This is a genomic window from Microseira sp. BLCC-F43 (assembly GCF_041929235.1).
In the GTDB taxonomy this organism is placed as follows: domain Bacteria; phylum Cyanobacteriota; class Cyanobacteriia; order Cyanobacteriales; family Aerosakkonemataceae; genus Microseira.
Genome location: NZ_JBHFNP010000030.1, coordinates 63,004 through 79,619 on the forward strand (window position 1 = coordinate 63,004; position 16,616 = coordinate 79,619).

Annotated in this window: 14 protein-coding genes; 1 reads left to right on the forward strand and 13 read right to left on the reverse strand. The window is 42.4% G+C overall.

Going from position 1 to position 16,616, the window contains the following annotated elements:
* Positions 1-386: 386 nt before the first annotated feature.
* The 6 genes from ACE1CM_RS04735 to dndB form a co-directional block, all read right to left on the reverse strand.
* Positions 387-1,871, reverse strand: coding sequence for a DNA phosphorothioation-associated putative methyltransferase (locus ACE1CM_RS04735; RefSeq protein WP_374876259.1), 1,485 nt, complete (start codon positions 1,869-1,871; stop codon positions 387-389).
* Positions 1,872-1,991: 120 nt separating this feature from the next.
* A complete protein-coding gene (dndE, locus tag ACE1CM_RS04740; RefSeq protein ID WP_374876260.1) occupies positions 1,992-2,390 on the reverse strand; it encodes a DNA sulfur modification protein DndE in 399 nt (132 codons plus the stop codon).
* A 77-nt stretch (positions 2,391-2,467) separates the two neighbouring features.
* Positions 2,468-4,468, reverse strand: coding sequence for a DNA sulfur modification protein DndD (gene dndD / locus ACE1CM_RS04745; protein ID WP_374876261.1), 2,001 nt, complete (start codon positions 4,466-4,468; stop codon positions 2,468-2,470).
* Positions 4,469-4,849: 381 nt separating this feature from the next.
* Positions 4,850-6,523, reverse strand: a complete 1,674-nt coding sequence (gene dndC / locus ACE1CM_RS04750; protein ID WP_374876262.1) for a DNA phosphorothioation system sulfurtransferase DndC — start codon at positions 6,521-6,523, stop codon at positions 4,850-4,852.
* A 75-nt stretch (positions 6,524-6,598) separates the two neighbouring features.
* Complete coding sequence (locus tag ACE1CM_RS04755) at positions 6,599-7,522, reverse strand: HNH endonuclease (RefSeq protein ID WP_374876263.1); 924 nt, start codon at positions 7,520-7,522, stop codon at positions 6,599-6,601.
* A gap of 14 nt (positions 7,523-7,536) precedes the next feature.
* A complete protein-coding gene (gene dndB / locus ACE1CM_RS04760; protein WP_374876273.1) occupies positions 7,537-8,649 on the reverse strand; it encodes a DNA sulfur modification protein DndB in 1,113 nt (370 codons plus the stop codon).
* 214 nt (positions 8,650-8,863) lie between these two features.
* Between dndB and ACE1CM_RS04765 the strand changes: the two genes are divergently transcribed.
* Entirely contained in the window at positions 8,864-10,465 is a 1,602-nt protein-coding gene (locus ACE1CM_RS04765; protein ID WP_374876264.1) for a DGQHR domain-containing protein, read from the forward strand.
* A 35-nt stretch (positions 10,466-10,500) separates the two neighbouring features.
* On the opposite strand, the gene ACE1CM_RS04770 is transcribed toward ACE1CM_RS04765, so the two are convergent.
* From ACE1CM_RS04770 to ACE1CM_RS04800, 7 genes are all read right to left on the reverse strand, one after another.
* Entirely contained in the window at positions 10,501-11,553 is a 1,053-nt protein-coding gene (locus tag ACE1CM_RS04770) for an endonuclease/exonuclease/phosphatase family protein (protein ID WP_374876265.1), read from the reverse strand.
* Between the two features lie 240 nt (positions 11,554-11,793).
* The gene (locus ACE1CM_RS04775; protein WP_374876266.1) at positions 11,794-12,585 is read right to left on the reverse strand and encodes a Uma2 family endonuclease; all 792 of its coding nucleotides are present in this window, start codon (positions 12,583-12,585) and stop codon (positions 11,794-11,796) included.
* A 53-nt stretch (positions 12,586-12,638) separates the two neighbouring features.
* Entirely contained in the window at positions 12,639-13,106 is a 468-nt protein-coding gene (locus ACE1CM_RS04780; RefSeq protein WP_374876267.1) for a DNA phosphorothioation-associated protein 4, read from the reverse strand.
* 134 nt (positions 13,107-13,240) lie between these two features.
* Entirely contained in the window at positions 13,241-13,621 is a 381-nt protein-coding gene (locus ACE1CM_RS04785; protein WP_374876268.1) for a DUF6516 family protein, read from the reverse strand.
* Positions 13,608-13,904, reverse strand: coding sequence for a hypothetical protein (locus tag ACE1CM_RS04790; RefSeq protein ID WP_374876269.1), 297 nt, complete (start codon positions 13,902-13,904; stop codon positions 13,608-13,610). Before ACE1CM_RS04790 ends, ACE1CM_RS04785 begins: the two co-directional genes overlap by 14 nt.
* Positions 13,905-14,079: 175 nt before the next feature.
* Entirely contained in the window at positions 14,080-16,146 is a 2,067-nt protein-coding gene (locus ACE1CM_RS04795; protein ID WP_374876270.1) for an AAA family ATPase, read from the reverse strand.
* On the reverse strand, positions 16,143-16,316 hold the full coding sequence (locus ACE1CM_RS04800; RefSeq protein ID WP_226590141.1) for a hypothetical protein: 174 nt from the start codon (positions 16,314-16,316) through the stop codon (positions 16,143-16,145). Before ACE1CM_RS04800 ends, ACE1CM_RS04795 begins: the two co-directional genes overlap by 4 nt.
* Between the last annotated feature and the right edge of the window lie 300 nt (positions 16,317-16,616).

The following is a 16,616-nucleotide window of genomic DNA, read 5'->3' on the forward strand; positions in this document are numbered from 1 at the left end:
AAACTGAGCCTTGATGGAGAAATCCTTCAAGTGACCGCTCTCAAATTCAGGGAAACCTAAATCTGGCAACAGACAAGGCAATCCTGAGCCAAGCCCAACAATTTCAGATTTTAGATTTGCGATTTGAGATTGGGATGTCAATCCAAAATCCAAAATCCAAAATCGCGGGAAGGTGCAGAGACCCGACGGGAGCTACCCTAACGTCAAGTCGAGGGTAAAGGGAGGGTCCAATTCTCAAAGCCAGCTGGCAGCAGCGAAAGTTGCGGGAGAATGAAAATCCGTTGACCGTAAAAGGTCGTGTGGGTTCAAGTCCCACCGCCCCCATAACCACAGAAGAGTGCAAAACTCTCTAAAACGCCAGTCTAGGAATGCCAATGGGCTATGCCCTATGACCCGTGAGTCATGCCGATCGCGCCATCGCCGTAGAGGGAATGGTCTTTAATTTCGATGCCTAATTCGGCGAGGCGGTTTTCCCATTCTTGGCGGGTACCGATCTGGTGGCGACGATCTAAAAGTCCGGCAATTTCTTCTTGGTGGGTTAATTCGGCAAATTGTTCGTATAAGGGATAGTCGCGGGTAACGAAGGTTTCTTTGCGGTGCAAGATGGGCGGATTTTTTCTACTGCTGTAGTCGCGATAGGTGACTTTAAGATCGGGTAATTTTATTGTCATGCTGCTGTCTAAGGCGGGATGGGCAACGCTGTCGAATTCGGGGTAGAAAAGATAGGAAATTTGGGGTTTATCGATGTGGAATTTAACTAAAGTCGCCCCTTCCATGCGCCCGATGGTACGACTGGCACAACCTTCATAAAGCCGCAATAAGGGGTTGAGTGCTTCTAAGGCAGAAACGTGGACGTAAAGCGCGGTGGTCAGATGTTTTCCGATTTTGCTAACTCGGCAGGCATTTTGAATTACTCCGGGTTTTCCTAAGCTAAAAAGCATGTCTTCAGCAGCTTCGCAAGCTTCGTAATATGTGCCGAAAAAGGCTTTGATGTCTTGTCGCATTTCGGGGGCGAGGTCTTTGAATTTGGGGCGATCGCTAAATTCGGTGAGGGCAAGGTAAACTTGGATATCCAGGGAACGACGGTATGCGATCGCATCCCATTCGGCTTCGTCGGTTGCTTGTAAAATCACTTTATAAGCACGAGAAAAACTGCCAAATTCCAGTATTAATTCTGCGGATTCCGGTAATTCATTTTTAACGGGTAAGCGTCCGCGATCGCTAATAAATTCCATCAGCGGTTGCAATTGTTCTCGGTAGTCTTCAAACCGCTTGCTGGGCATTCTGATACTGGGAATGTAACTGCGCGATCGCCACCTGGATGCGCGAAAGTTTTCTTTTGCTTGTTCATCCCGAAAAACGAAGTAAATACCCAATGCTACTGGTACTGGATCGACGCCTAAAACTTGGTCGATATATGCTTTCAGTTCTGACTGTTCATAATATTTTTGGAACGTATTGCGGCAGGTAACAATACCGTCACCATAAGCAATTTTATCCGGACCTCGGTTATCAATTAAAACTTGGGCGGAAACAATTAAAACTTGCTGGGTAAGTTGCCAAGCTTTTAACAACGCTTCCCGGCGTTCTTCGGTATCTTCGATAACATTGATAACGTAACCCAAGTTAATGATATCCGAGGGAACTAGAGGCGCATCGGGGAAGTAATAAGGGTCCCATCCGGCGCTAACGTAGCCTTTATATGCCATTCGCGCTACATCGCCGCCGTAGCCGCAGCCGTAGTCAAAAAACGTGGTATTTTCGTTAAAAAGTTCTGCTGCTAAAGCAACGCGCACGGGAATAGAAAGATCGATGCGGACAATGGCGGCGCGATGACGTTCGATTTCTATTGTGGGAGAAGATTCGTCCATATGCGAATCCCCAAATTTAGGTGTTAAATAAAAACCTAACCCCCCAGCCCCCTTCCCTGCAAGGGAAGGGGGTGTAATTAACTCCCCTCTCCTTGCAGGAGAGGGGTTGGGGGAGAGGTTTTACGTCTTATTTTGCGATACTAGCGCGATTTGAATTAAGTCTTCAATTTTCTTCATATTTTGCTCTCCGGCTAAATAACCGATACCGCGATGCAGGTGTAGGCGAAATTGACTAGCGAGGGTTTCTTTATCGGTTCCTAAGCCATCATTATGACAGCGTTGTTGGAGGGCAATTACTAAAATATCAGACAATTCTCCCCCAAAAACGCGCCAATTCATCTCGACGTTGCTGTCTGCTGGAATTGGTACGGGAGAGGGGATAGTAGGTTCGGCGAGGGAACGACAAAATGCCCAGCGGCAGAGAATATTCCACTGGTCAATTTTGGTGATGCGCTTGAGTTTTGTGAGTTGTTCTTTTGCGGTTTGAGAAAGAACAATTCGGTTAGTTGGGGGTTCCATAAATTGATTTTAGATTTTAGATTTTTTACCCAGAAACCCGGTTTTTTCAAAAAACCGGGTTTCTCACGCTACAAGGTTTACCAGAAATAACCGGGTTCTACGTTTGTATGGCGATCGCTGGGATTATACTTCAGCAGGTACTCGCGGGCGATCGCATCCTGTTGTCTCAAGTTTTCCACTTCGGTTTTGCCAATTTCAGTATCGGTGGAAAGCAATATTACTTGATGGGAAGCAGAGGGAAAGTATCGTTCCACCAAATTCTGACGGTGAGACGAATCTAATCGCCCTAAAGGTGTATCAATTGCGACAGGTAAATGCTGTCCGGAAACCCGCGCCAGTCCCCATAAAAATGCGATTGCTAAAAGTTGCTTTTCCCCAGCGGATAGGCGATGTTTGGGAACGGGTTGTCCTTGGAAGTCGTAGAGGGAAAGACTGAAGGTGTTGGTATCAATAATGACGCGATGCACGAGGTCTGATTTGTGCAAAAGATAGCCGAAACAGTTGGTTACTTCTAACTCTAATTTATTCAATTTTTTCAGAGTTAGTTTTTCTTTAAATAGCTTGAGTGTAGTTTGCACTTTGGCGCAAGCGCCGATGATATGCTGATTGTTTTTTAGCTTGATAAAGTCTGTGCTGTATGCTTCTAATTCTTTTTGGGTTTTGGCGATTTCCTTGTTTAATTCTTCGTAACGACGTTTAGCAATTTCTTCGGCAGCTTTGGCTTTAGCGTGTTCGTTTTGCGCCTCTCTTACATCATTTTTCAATTTTTCGTATGCTTCTGGAGATGCTGCGATCGCTAGCTGTCTTTCTATAAATTCTATCTCTATTTCTAGTTCTTTGAGTTGTTTTATTTTTGACTCTGCTTGATTTTGACTATCTTTTATTTGGTAGCGCAGCAGGTTTTCCAGTTGATTAATTGCTTCAATATCGGCAGCTAACCAAGGTTGTTTATCGGTGCTGGCGGCTTGTTCTAGTTCTTGATATTCTTGGTCGAAAATGGTTTTTATTTGCTCTAATGCTGATGTTTTTAATGATAGTTTATTTATCGATTTTAGGATGCGTTCGCTTCTCTTTTTCAAAACCTCCCATTCAATTTTTGCTTGTTGTTGGCGGGTTTCATTTTCCGCTTGGGTTTTTGTTTGCATTAGCAGCGGTGAAATCAGCGCCAAAGGTAAAACCCCAGCGGCTAATTCAACCATCCCCTGACGAGATTTATCGGTGTCTGCGATTAATTTTTTCTGCTGCGTGTCTAGGACGTTGCGTTCTGCGGCTATTTTACCACCTTCATAAATAAACTTTTCCTCGACTTGGTTTAGTTGCTCTTTGGCGCGTTCTAACTGTGAAAAGCAAATAGCTTTTTCTTGCGCTGCTGCTTCTTTTTCTGCACATAGTTGCTGAAATTTTTGTTCAATTTTCTCTAAAGCTTCAAGTTCTTTCGCCCCGGCAATTTCTTTGCGTTTGCGACTGGTTAAAATATCTAAATCAACGGATAATCTTTCGGCAAGTTCTAGCCCTAAAAGCGAACGAATAGCATCAACAACAAGGGGGGGAGGTGTTTCGAGTTCGGCAAGTTCTTTCACCTGTTCGCCGTCAAACAGAAATAGATTAGAAATTCCCAAAGGTAGCAGAGTTTCTATATATTCATCCCAGGTATTGACTAAAGCTTTATCGGGCCATCCTTCCTGATTCAATTCATCATAAACAATAATTCCTAACGTATCTTTCCCATCTTTGGGTTCTTTAGTCCAATATCTGACTATTTTAAATCGAGTCAGTTTATCGTTTTGAACATGTTCAAATTCTAATTCAATCCGGGTTGTTTCTGTCGGTGGAGTGTTGCGATTGACGCATTGGATCAGAAAGTCAGTGTAGCCCAAAGTGTTGCGCGTAGAACATTGGGCGCGACTGCCATATAACGCGAGGCGAATCGCATCCATTAGGGTAGTTTTACCACCGCCATTCATACCGCCAAACAGGATAATAGGGCGAATGTTGCCATCAGTTTCTGGGCGGAGGTTGATGACGTGTTTGCCCAGATAAGGGCCGAAATTTTCTAGTATCAGTTCGAGAAATATCACGTTTAATTTTGAGAGGAGAGTTGAGAGTTGATTTGGCTGAGAACTTGCACCAGCGCCGGGAACTAGGGCAGGTTTACAGTCAGTTTTAACTGACTTTCGCTATTAGCGCGGAAATAAATGATACTGTTGGTCAAGCAACTGCCGGGTTTGACCCCTCCCCAACCCCTAAGAGAAGCGGGGAGGGGCTTTAAGGCTTCCCCAACGCTGCAAGCGTTGGGGGCTTTTGGGTGAGGGGAAAATGGAACAATTAAATGACTCCCTCTTTTTACTCCCCCAACGCTGCAAGCGTTGGGGGCTTTTGGGTGAGGTTTTTTGATTCGCCAACAGACAGGATCATAAATTTCCGGGCGGGTTTTAGGCACAAGTGACAGTTTAGTGCTGCTAGTCATCTGTAGTTTCTGAGTCATCGGCTGAGAATTTAATATCTGCCCAAGATAGCTGCCTATTTTTGTTATCGGTTTTGCTTTCTATCGATTGCTTCACCTTGTTAATTTTGGCACTATTATTTTTGGCATCGCTGGGGTTTTCGTTTAATGCTTGTCTAACTTGGTAGATGTCGTCGGGATTTTCTTTGACTGCTTTGACGGCATTGTTTAAGTTGCGTTGGTAGTGGGCATTATCAATAGCTTCTTCTTTGGCACGTCCGCTGGTGTCAAAGCATTTTTCTAGAGTGTCATAGATACCAGTACGGCGAGATTTGGTGTAATACTGGCGTTCGGTATCTAGTAGTTTTGCCATTAATTCTAGGTGCATGATATCCCCTTCACATATGTCTTCTAAAACTGCCCATTCATCGCTACCTAGTAAGGTTCTTTCCGCACCAGGGCGGGGGTCTTTGAATTCTTCGCCGGTTACTTCTTTGTATATGCGGGGTAAGCTGTCATCAAATTCGTGCTTTTCTTCTAGCCAGATGCGACGAATTTCGCTTAATTCTTCGGCGGTAATTAGGGTAATATCCCGCATTTCTGGCGGTGCGGTTTGGCGGATTTGGGTTTGTGCTTCTAAAACGAGTTTTAGCCAATGTTCGCGCCAGTATTTAGTATAAGGGCCAGGAATTGTTTTTACTAAAATTTCACCATCGACATCATGTTCAAAAAGTTCGACTTTACCGTAGATGCGGCGAAAATCTCTTTTGTCGCGATCGTTCTCAACATCCAATTCATTCCGGAAATCAAGTAGAGGTTGTAACCACTCTTTCTCTTCATCATTCTGGATCATCGCCTCCATAGATTTATCTTTATTTACCATCGTGCAAACCCAGCATCCAAAGCGAGAATCACCGCAGCTAGGAGTAGAGGTATCGACGACTAAAGGACATTCGTTATCTGCCGTCGCACCTCGATACATGGTAAGTAAATCTTTGTTGTTATTTCCCCACGGGTTTTGCCATTGCATTAGGTACATCCAAACTTCATCAGTCCGCCAATCTTCAATAGGAAGGTACATCAAAGAATTAGGGCGACTAGGATTGCTGTTGAGGCGATCGCGTACTCTCCATTGTCTATGTTTAGCCATATTTGCAGCCCGCATAGCACTTTCAGCTTTGCGAGTACCTAAAACGAGAATTACTTCACCGCTAGTTCTGATCATTTCGCGGATGAAGGAATCAGTAGGTTTAATTTTTAAGCGTTCAGTACACCATCTAAACCGCTTTCTTGGTGCTGGATATCCCTTACCTATCAACCCAACCCAAAATGTATCTTGAACTGCCGGATGAGTCAGATGCGTTTCTACTGGCATTCCTTGTTCTTTTGCAGCAGTTTTCATCCGATTTAGGGATTTGCGTACCCAAGCTGAGACTATCGGATTTTCTACAAGTGTATCGTTTGTAATAACGTGGATTGTTTTAGTCCGTTTTTCTGGTGGCAGCGCCGCGATCGCATACCATACAAGCTGTAGGATACATGTACTGTCCTTGCCCCCCGACCAGCCTATAACAATCGGTATTTCATCTTGACAATACAACTCTTGTATTTCTTCAGTTAGCTTTTGTATATTTTCGACAAAATCTTCAACAGGTCGCGGCGGAAATAGTGACAGTTGATTTTCTAGCATAACTGGCCTCCTTTTTTACACCCCAAATACATTTTTTCTATGCCACTCTATGGCTTCAACTCTTGGATTAAATTTTTATGAATCTGGTAATAATATCATCTCACCCTGATAATCTTTCATTGGTCTAGTGTCTGGTGATTCCTCCTCTAAATCTCCAACCACTATAATTTTATAGCAATCCTCCAGACTAAACCATCCTCGATCAAATGCCCAATGATGATTCTTACACAGAGAAATTCCGTTGGTTATATTACTATCGTAAAATATTGAAAAGGGTTTGATGTGTGCGCCATCTACAATGCTTTGATTTAAGGTTATAGTGACTTTTAACCTACAGACAGCACATCTGTAATCATAAAGATTTACGACTTTCTTACGAAAAAACCCCTCTCTAATTACTGATTTTTTCAGATAAAATTTTAGGATTTTTTTATCTGGCCAGCTTGATTCATCTTGAGTCTCTGGTTCATCCCAATTTGAATCCTCGAAATCTTGCTGTATTTGTAAAATGTCCTCAACTTCTCTTTGACTGTATGAAAACCAGGTGGTAATGAGTGAATCTACGATTTCTTTTCTGGAATTGGGATCTCGCAGTAATTCAAATAACTCCTCATCTAACCAGGCAAAATCAATGTCTGTTCTTAACTTTGGTATTGTTTGAGGGCGACCGCCTTCATACGCTTCACTGAATTTTAAGTGCCAAAATTTACCTTTAGCATTTTTTAAATGAAAAAATGGCAGAGCAAAATGACTGCCTTTAAAACGGCCTGAACCCAAAACAGCCCAATTTTTTTCAAAGGTTTCGATTAATTCATCTGAAATCAAAATGCAATTATGGATCAAACCTTGTGTAATTAAATCAATTACAGATAAAAGCAAGATTGGTTGATTCAGAGAATCACCGCCTTTATTTTTGTTTGTATATACCTTAATTTGAGAAAAACAATCGCGATAGTAAACTATGTTTCGGTAATTTTCTGACGCTTGTCCACTACTCATTTCTCCCTCCCAACTCAACCACGAATATTATCTAACTCTTCCTCTTCCGATGTCAGAGGCAAACCCAAACGCCGCTTAACATACCCACTCATCCAAGTGGCACTGCGGCGGGACTTGGAAACGCCAGCGCCAGTCAATATTTGCCCTTCCCAGTCTAAATTAAAACGCGACCAATCGATATCGCCCAATTGTTTGAGATTTTCTGCCCAAGAATGGGGGTAAATCGAGATCGAAGTTGCACCTGCGGCGCCGATTGCTGTAAGCGCGATCGCACTACAATGCAAATAATCCCTGCGAATCTCAAAAGCACCGACTTTCTTGTGTAAAACTTGTTGCCAATCTGGAATACAACTACTCACAGCATTCCAGAAACAAACTGCTATTTCAACCTGTTTCTGTTGTGACTCATCTGGATAATTCTCCAACAACGCCAGCGTCCCATTATAAATACTACTCAGGGTAAATAGCTTACCAGATCGAGCGGGCAAAGTGCTGCGTTCGGTATCTACTAAACTTCTAAAAACGGGGACTTGCTTGATAACTTCCCTCACCAAATTTGCATTTCGATCTCGATAATCGTATAAAATATTCAGCGATGGATCAAGATGGACTGCGTAGCGGTTTAAATCCGAGAATATTTGTTGCGATACTGCTGACGCAACGCTTCGCGATCTCTCAATCCCCATCTCCAAAAACAATATCACAGCGATCGTCTCATATCCCAATTCCGGATTTTCCTTCAGCGCCATTTCTAACGCTGCCCGTCGATGCTGCCCATCGTTAATAATAAACCGCGCATCCATCGGCACGCGCAATCGTCCCATTTTCCCAGCTTCCGCCTCCTTGCCAAGAGGTTCAAAAGCGATATCCGCATCAATTGACGCTGTAATTGCCGAAAACGTATAATTTTGCGGATTTTCCAGAATATATCGCCCAATTTCCGCGACGCGACTGCGGTTTAAACTGCGCCTTGCCCGCATTTGGGGTGGCATTTCCTCATCATCCAAGGGGAAAAGCTTAGGCAAAAATCCCACGGGACACATGGAGACGTAATACTCGCACCCTGCCTGAATTCCCCGAATCGCGGGCAACACATATTCAAAGCAGGAAGTCGGCATTTTCAGCATTTTCACCCTCAATCCGCCATATCAACTAAACTTGGTGTTTGCGTCACATTTATTAATGTTTGACAAATTAAACTAACTGTGATAAAGATTGGGCAAACCAAACTTTATCACAGTTAGTATGACACAGGTAACAATTTTTAAAAACTAAATTGACACATAAATTATTAAAGGATAGGTTTTTAAAGCCAGAGGAAATATTTTTAAATATCGATCTATGAACAAACCCAACAACCCCGGCGGCGACCTAGCGAGTCAAATTTTGGAGAGAGAAAATCAGGAAAGACAAGCGATCGCACTCCTGTTAGACCGCTATCTCAGCAGAAGCGACCAAATTTTGGTACAAAAAAGCGAAATGGGAGGTAGCGAAGCATACATCGGTTCCGTCACATTGGAATGGTTCGCCAGTCGAGTCCGCTTTGCATCGCGCCTGCCTTTATTTCGTCCCAAATTTAATCCAGATACTCAAAACATAGAAATAGACGCGGAAACGATCGAAGAAATACAACAAAGACCCTTAGATTGGTCGCGACAAGCAGCATTAGCGCAATATTTAGCTGCGAGAAAGCATCACAAATTCCCGCCAGTATTGGTAGTAATGAACCAACCTTGGGTAGATAATCCCCAAGCAGCGGAATGGGGGAAAGATGGACGGGCAATTAAATCAACCGCTGATTATTCACCCCTAGATAAAGATGGCAAAGCAGGGTTATTAAACCTATCCGACAACGTGACAATATTTGCCTTAGACGGACAACACCGACTGATGGGAGTACAGGGATTAATGGAATTAATCCAAACCGGAAAACTCCAGCGCTACAAAAAAGATAAAAAACCATCAGTAAATTATATAACCGTCGATGATTTGCAACAAGAATACCAAGTAGAACCCGCTTATTTGCAAAACCTAGCCAAAGAAAAGATAGGCATAGAATTTATATCCGCCGTCGTACCAGGAGAAACCCGCGACGAAGCAAGAAGGCGCATCCGGTCGATATTTGTCCACGTTAATTTAATGGCGGCACCATTAACAAAAGGTCAGTTAGCGCAACTCGATGAAAATGATGGTTTTTCCATTGTCGCCCGCAAAGTTGCCGTCACCCATCGTTTATTAAAAGATATCGAAGGTCGCAACCCCCGCGTGAATTGGGACAGCGCGACCGTTGCCGCGAAAGCGACAGTTTTAACCACGCTTCAAGCGCTAAAAGAAATGTCCGAACGGTATTTAGGACAAAAATATTTTCGCTGGAAACCTGCCATAAAGAAAGGTTTAATTCCCTTGCGTCCGGAGGATGAAGAACTCGAAGCAGGGTTTGCAGAATTTACCCAACTTTTCGATTATATAGCCGATTTGCCCACCTTGCGGCGATTGGAATATAGTGCAGAAACGCCAGAAATGCGGCGATTTAGTTTTGAAAAAGGCGGCGGCGAAGGTAATATTTTATTTCGTCCCGTCGGGCAAGTTGCCTTTGCTCAAGCTTTGGGAATTTTAGTTTATAGAAAAGGGTTTTCGCTCAAGTCGATTTTTGAGAAACTTCAGAAATTCGAGGCGGATGGAGGATTCGCTAATATGGATAAACCCGAATCGATATTTTATGGAGTTTTGTACGATCCAAATAAGAAGCGGGTGCTAGTGGCGGGACGAGATTTAGCTGCCAAATTGATCGTTTATATTCTAGGCGGAATTGACGATGATTTGGCACGGGCGGAACTGCGGCGAGAGTTAGCAGAAGCGAGGACAATTGAGGATAAGGCGGTGGGTTTTAATGGTAAGTTTGTAGCACCAAAACAGGTAGGATTGCCGCCAGTTCTTCAGTAGATTTGTGGTGCGTTTAACTGGCGTTAACGCACTACTCAGAACTTGCTTTCGATGAGTTCTGTCTGCACAGGCAGATGTTCCGAACCTGTTGTCGGCAAAACTTTAGTAGAACGAGAACCCCAATGTTTGTCATACCAAATATAGTCAATTCTGAAGATGGGATAGTTTAATTTCCCGGGTGATTTTTTTATTATAAAACTCAATTCCCAACCATGAGGCCAGGTAAAGCCAAACCCTCGTCCCGATATTTGAAATGAATCTTGCAGGACTGTTTGCAAATAATTGTAATCTTGAGATTGGTCTGTCATATTAAAGTCTCCAGCTACAATAACAGGTTGAGTTTCTTTCTGGAGTCGCTGAACTAAGTCTTGAATTTCTGCCGTTCGATCTGCATACTCGTAAATTGGAATACTGAGAAACGGTAAAATGTTGTGCATCCGAATCCAGGGAGATAAAACTTGGATGTTATAAACGACTACATCTTGTTGGTTAATTCGGATAATTGCTCGTTGCTGAGTTTCTTGATGACCCGCCAGCTGTAAAGTTTCATTGAAAATAATTGGATATTTACTCAGAATGCCTACAGGTGGAGTGCCTATTTGGTATGGGTAAGCTGCTTTTAACCAAACAAAAGCTCTTTCGGTATGTTTCTTAACTATTTCTTGTAAAAAAATGATATCGGGTTGTTGTTGTTGAATCAGGTTTACCAAATTTGGCGACTGGGTTTTATACCAACTACAGTTTAGGGAAAAAATTTTGATACTAACTTGGGAATTACTGGCGTTAATCGGGTGAGGAGAAAAGTATTTTACATGCATCCAGCTTACTAGCAAAATACTTGCGATCGCTCCTGCAATGGCAAACCATCGTTGCTTGAGGATAAAAAATCCTAAAACTGGTAAAATTAAAATGGGAAATAATATCCAAGGGATAAACGTGCTAATAAAACCAACAACCCAAAAACGATCCCAAAAGATTAATCTGAGAATGAAATAGCCAATAATAAATCCAAAGTAGGTGTAAGCAAACAGCTTGGTAGCTTGCTGCAAAATTCGTAATGGTTTAATTTTAATTATTATCGGCTTCATATCGAGTAGCATTTAACCCAAAAATCTAGTGAGGTCTTTACATCCAAAGACAAAGAAACCCGGTTTCTCACTCAAAATCGTGCGTTTCACAGCGAGAAATCGACGCATCACCTTTGTTTCTGAATGGGTAATCGGTAATTGTTAGGATTCCACTATCTTTTAATCCAATTACCAATTACCAATTACCAATTACCACCGTGAAAGCTTATAACTAGCAACTTGCGTTATTAGATAAGTCTATTACACTTGCGGTTCAATTCCAGCTGCTCGTAACTGAGCGCGCAATTGCTCTAGTTGTTGTTCTGCAACTTCAGCTCTTTGACGCTCTTGTTCAGCTCTTTGACGCTCTTGTTCAGCTCTTTCTTCTCCTGTTAACAACAAATTCCCTTCTGAATCCCACCAGCGCAACCAAGGCAATTCTACATTTTGATAGCGACCTTGCCAAATTCCTAATTCTACTTCCAATGCTGGAATTGGGTAATGTCCTCGCTCGTTTTCCGGCACTAATTGATACCGATTTTCGATTAAATGATAAACCTCTACGCGGGAGCGACTAACCTCATAAATTCCATAAAATGCTGGACGAATTACATTTTCGTAAATCCAGAATTTTCCCGGTTTTGTTTCCTGTTGAGATGAGCGCAATAAAGGCGTTCTGTCTCGTTCTTCTGAACCATCTCCGGAGACAAATTCTAATACAATTAATGGCGGCACTAATTCTTGCCACATGACGTAAGAACGGCGAAGTTGACCGTCAAGAGTTGGTGGGACATTTGGCACGTAAAACCAGTCTGGTGCTTCTGCGCCTCGTTCTGGCGGGTCTGTCAATCGCCAATAAATTCCGCTATCTTGACCGATACAATAGTTACCATCGGGATGCAGTCTTTGGAGGACAGGGGTAATGGAATCTGTTAACAGAATGCTTTGAGGGTGTTCTTGAAAGTTTTTCACAAAGGTTCCGTCTGACTCAGGTAATTGAGTATGGTCAGGTAAAGCTGTAATAGGTTGAGATTGGTCGATTGTATAACTCATAGGATATTTACCATAAACTGAGTTTCAAAGGGAGCAATGTTAGGTTGTAAATTTTAACCCAAAAACCTACTCAAATCAAATTCTCCTTCCGGCTGATTTTGCTTTTCTCGTTCGGAAATTAGCATTAAAAGCAGTCTTTCTGTATAGTCTACTGCGCCGCGCATTTCCTCTTGTAAAATTTCCAGTCCTCCGTTGGCATATTCTTCAAAAATTAGGATGCGACTTTCTTCGGCATCGACATCGCTGGGGGAGAGAATTTTGGTGTCTTTGGTTTCTGCGATCGCTAACAACTTAATTAGCAAATCATACCCCCTAGAAACAAATACTTCCATCCCTATAGGCGTGACTTCTTTTTTAGAAATTTCTCCTAAACTTACCCGCTTTTTCCGCTTCGCACCCAACGCCGCCGCAAATGCGATCGCATCAGCATAAGTCTGAAACGGCCCCTTGCTATCGCTACCAATGGTTAAAGCTTTTACCAACTCTGCTTTATCTTTAGCAATTCTAATTCTTGCGCTCATTTCTCAGTCCACATATTCTGATTTTGTTAGTGTGACTACCTGGTATTCTAAGCCATTTTGTTGGATGATTTCGGGAATGCGTTCGCGCACCAGCTTGTTATATTCTTTCCGCATTAAATTACTCCTTATTTACTCTAACCTAAACAAGCTATTACCTCATCTACTATCTCATCAATACTCGGCAACGGACTAGGAATAATAGAACCATCTCGCAAATGCTTATGATCGTCAAATCCCAAAGCAGGCTTGTGTTTGGAATTATCGTATCGAAAGATAAGAGTTTTATCCGCAGATTGATACTGATATGAATAGTCAATTCGCCTTACTCCATGCTTACCATTTAAATACTCCCTAATATAAAGTTCAGAATCATTGATAAAAATTGCTTGACTCGTTACAAACACTTCGTCCTCGCCTCTAAATTCCGAATTGAATTCTAGCGACTTAACCAATCCATAATCATCTAGTCTCTGAATCGCTATATTCAGTGACTCAATATACTCATTGAGTGACATATTCTAGACTCTTCAGTATATTCAAGTCTTCTTCTAAGTTGACAAGACAATGATATTCACCCGCCCACTCTACATACTCCATATCTTTTCCTTCTAAATCTTCAGCCGCCCACTCCTTGATGAACTGCTCTGAAGTAACGTTGTATTTTTTTTCAAATTTCTCCAGTTTTTCCTTGGTGACTTTTCGACTATGTTCCAGGCGAGCGATTTTTTTAGCGATTGCATCCTTAAGCATTACCAATGCCTTTTCTGGTTCCGTACTTTTCACAATAATTTCTGCCATACTATTTTCCTCCTGTTACTACCAGCCTTGGTGCCAATCATAGCGTATTTTCAGACGACAGATTTATTTACTCAAGTTGCTAGTTATCTCATGCATAGCGGCTAATGGCTCGCCAAAAATGCTATATTAGCAATTAGCAATTAGCAACGCCCAATATAACTAGCAACTTGCGTTACTAGAAAGCATTATCTACCTCCACAATCTTCGTATATTCAAACTCATTCGGACTTTGCTTAACTAAAGGATATAGTACGCCGCCTAAATCGATCGAATCTTCTTCACAATCTGGTTTAGGCGAGTAATAAGTCAGAACGTATTCTTTGCCAATTCTAGCTGACATTTCCTCCGCCACCTCACCCCGCCACTGAGTTTTAGTCACTAAAACCACTAACTGATTCGCTAATTTTGGCAGGACTTTAGCAATTTGCCTGCGATAGATTTGATCCAAACTGCCAAACGGAGAATCCATCACAATAGGAAAGGTGCTGCTATCTGGTCCCATTAAACTATTTTTCTGACGCCACTGTCTCACCCCGTCAATAATTCCCCCAATAAACGATAAACTGAGGATTTGATTTTCCCCCGTAGAAGCTGCCACCAGTTCTTCTTTTCCTGAAGTATTTTCTATCAACGTCAGTTCATATTTGTCACTCAATTTAGGAATGTAGGGAGTAAAGGAAATTTCGCTAAATATTTCCTGCACGCGCTTTTCCAACTGCAAGCGAAACTGTTTATCTAAGCGGGATTTAACCTCTGTTAACCGTTCAATTGCATCTTGAGTTGCAGCAATGCGCCTTTGAGCCACAACTTGCCTCATCTCATTCATTTGATGCTTGTCAATTTGCTTGCCCAAGCTTTCAACTTGAGTTTTAAGATTCTCTATTTGCTGTTTATTAGCCCCACTTTCTCGGTTTAAATCGCTAATTTTAGTTTCAATTTCATCCAAACGCTTTTGCAACTCCTGTATATTTTCATCCGGAAATTTACGCAACTTTTTATTAAGATCTTCAAGCTGGGTTTCGATGCGTGAAATATCGGTTCTGTCTAGATTAATATTAGCCTGTTGTCGGTCAATTTCTTGCCAAAATTCAGGCACTTGCTTTTCAATTTCATCCACCTGTGCCATCATGCGGATAGCGGTTTCTTCTATATCTGCCATTCCCGCTTTATCCATCCAAGTTTGTACTTGTGCGTGCGCGTGAGTTCCTGGTTGAAGTTCCGCACCGCAAATACAACGTCCCCGTTCCAGTAACTCTTGAACAAACGGGCGTTTAAGTCCCGTCGGTAACTCGCCTCGTTGCCGCAATTGATTAATAAAATCCCGAAATTCAGAGGTTATATTAGGTAGAAATATTGTATAACCCCGCGTTAAAATTGCCTTTTTTATCGATTCATTTCCTTGTTTCATTTGTGTTTGAATCGATGATAACTGCACTTGCAGTTCATTCCGCAAGCGTTGCAATTCTTCCGCCCCTCCGAGTTCTAGCAAATGATTAGAAATAGCTTTCTTCAAATCCGCTTGATGGCTTAATTCGTTTGCTATTTCTACCTGACGCTGTTGTAATTGCTCAATTTCTTGTTCTAGTTTTTGTTTTTCCCGTATGAGTTTCTTAGTTTGAGGGTCCCCAATCAGTCTCAAATCGCCTTCCAGGGATTTTCTCGCATCTCCCAAATGGCGGATGGCGCGAGTTAATACCTCGACTCCCAACAATTCTTTAGTCGCTTCGGCAATTTCAGCTTTTTTGTCAGACCGGACAATTTGTTCAATTCGCTCGCCATCAAAGAAGAAATATTGATGTAAACTTTCCGGTAAAATTCGCCCAATAATATCTTCTGGAGGTTGGGGAGGATGGAACCATTCCCCATCTGTTCCCGCAATTTGCATAAACAATTGACTTTGACTATGATGAATACCGATTTCGTTTCTATAGGCGCGGCATAAACGCTTGGCATAATACCGTTTGTTGTCGTGTTCAAACGATACTTCTACCCAGCAAGATACCGCTCTTCCCTGTGCTGCCTCTGTAATTGCTCGTTTATTAACTAATTGGTCTTGGGCGGCAAAAGCGGCGCTGAATTTTTCGTACAACACCCATGTAAATCCATTCATCAAAGTTGTTTTACCCGCACCGTTATTGCCGTGAACAATCGTTGTATTCTGCTCTCCGCTGGCGAGGACAATTTCTGGCGTTTCACCGTAAAATTGACGAAAATTACATAGTTTGATGGAAATCAGTCTCATTGGATTGCTTCCTTTACAATTTTTAAAATGTCGTCGTTGATGTTGTATGGTCTTTTGCTGTGGAGTTTATCTTTTTCTGCTTGCAAGACGCGCTCGATAATTTGGCGCACTTCCGGCGGTGCGCTTGTAATTGGTTCCTGTACGTCATTTAGATTTGGTTCGTTTGTCATTTAGCTGCGTTTCTAAAATCGGCTATATTTTCTTAATTTAATACACTTGGCAGAGATTGCCCATCGTAATATACGTAGGCGGTTTAAATATTCAGTAGGGTGTGTCAGGCGCATCATCTTGAGCAATTTTTACCAGTAGGTTAACAGCTTGCGCCTTTAGCACCGCCATTGATGGTGCGTTACACTGCGTTAACGCACCCTACACTTTTTAGCCATTGATGGTGCGTTACACTGCGTTAACGCACCCTACACTTTTTAGCCATTGATGGTGCGTTACACTGCGTTAACGCACCCTACACT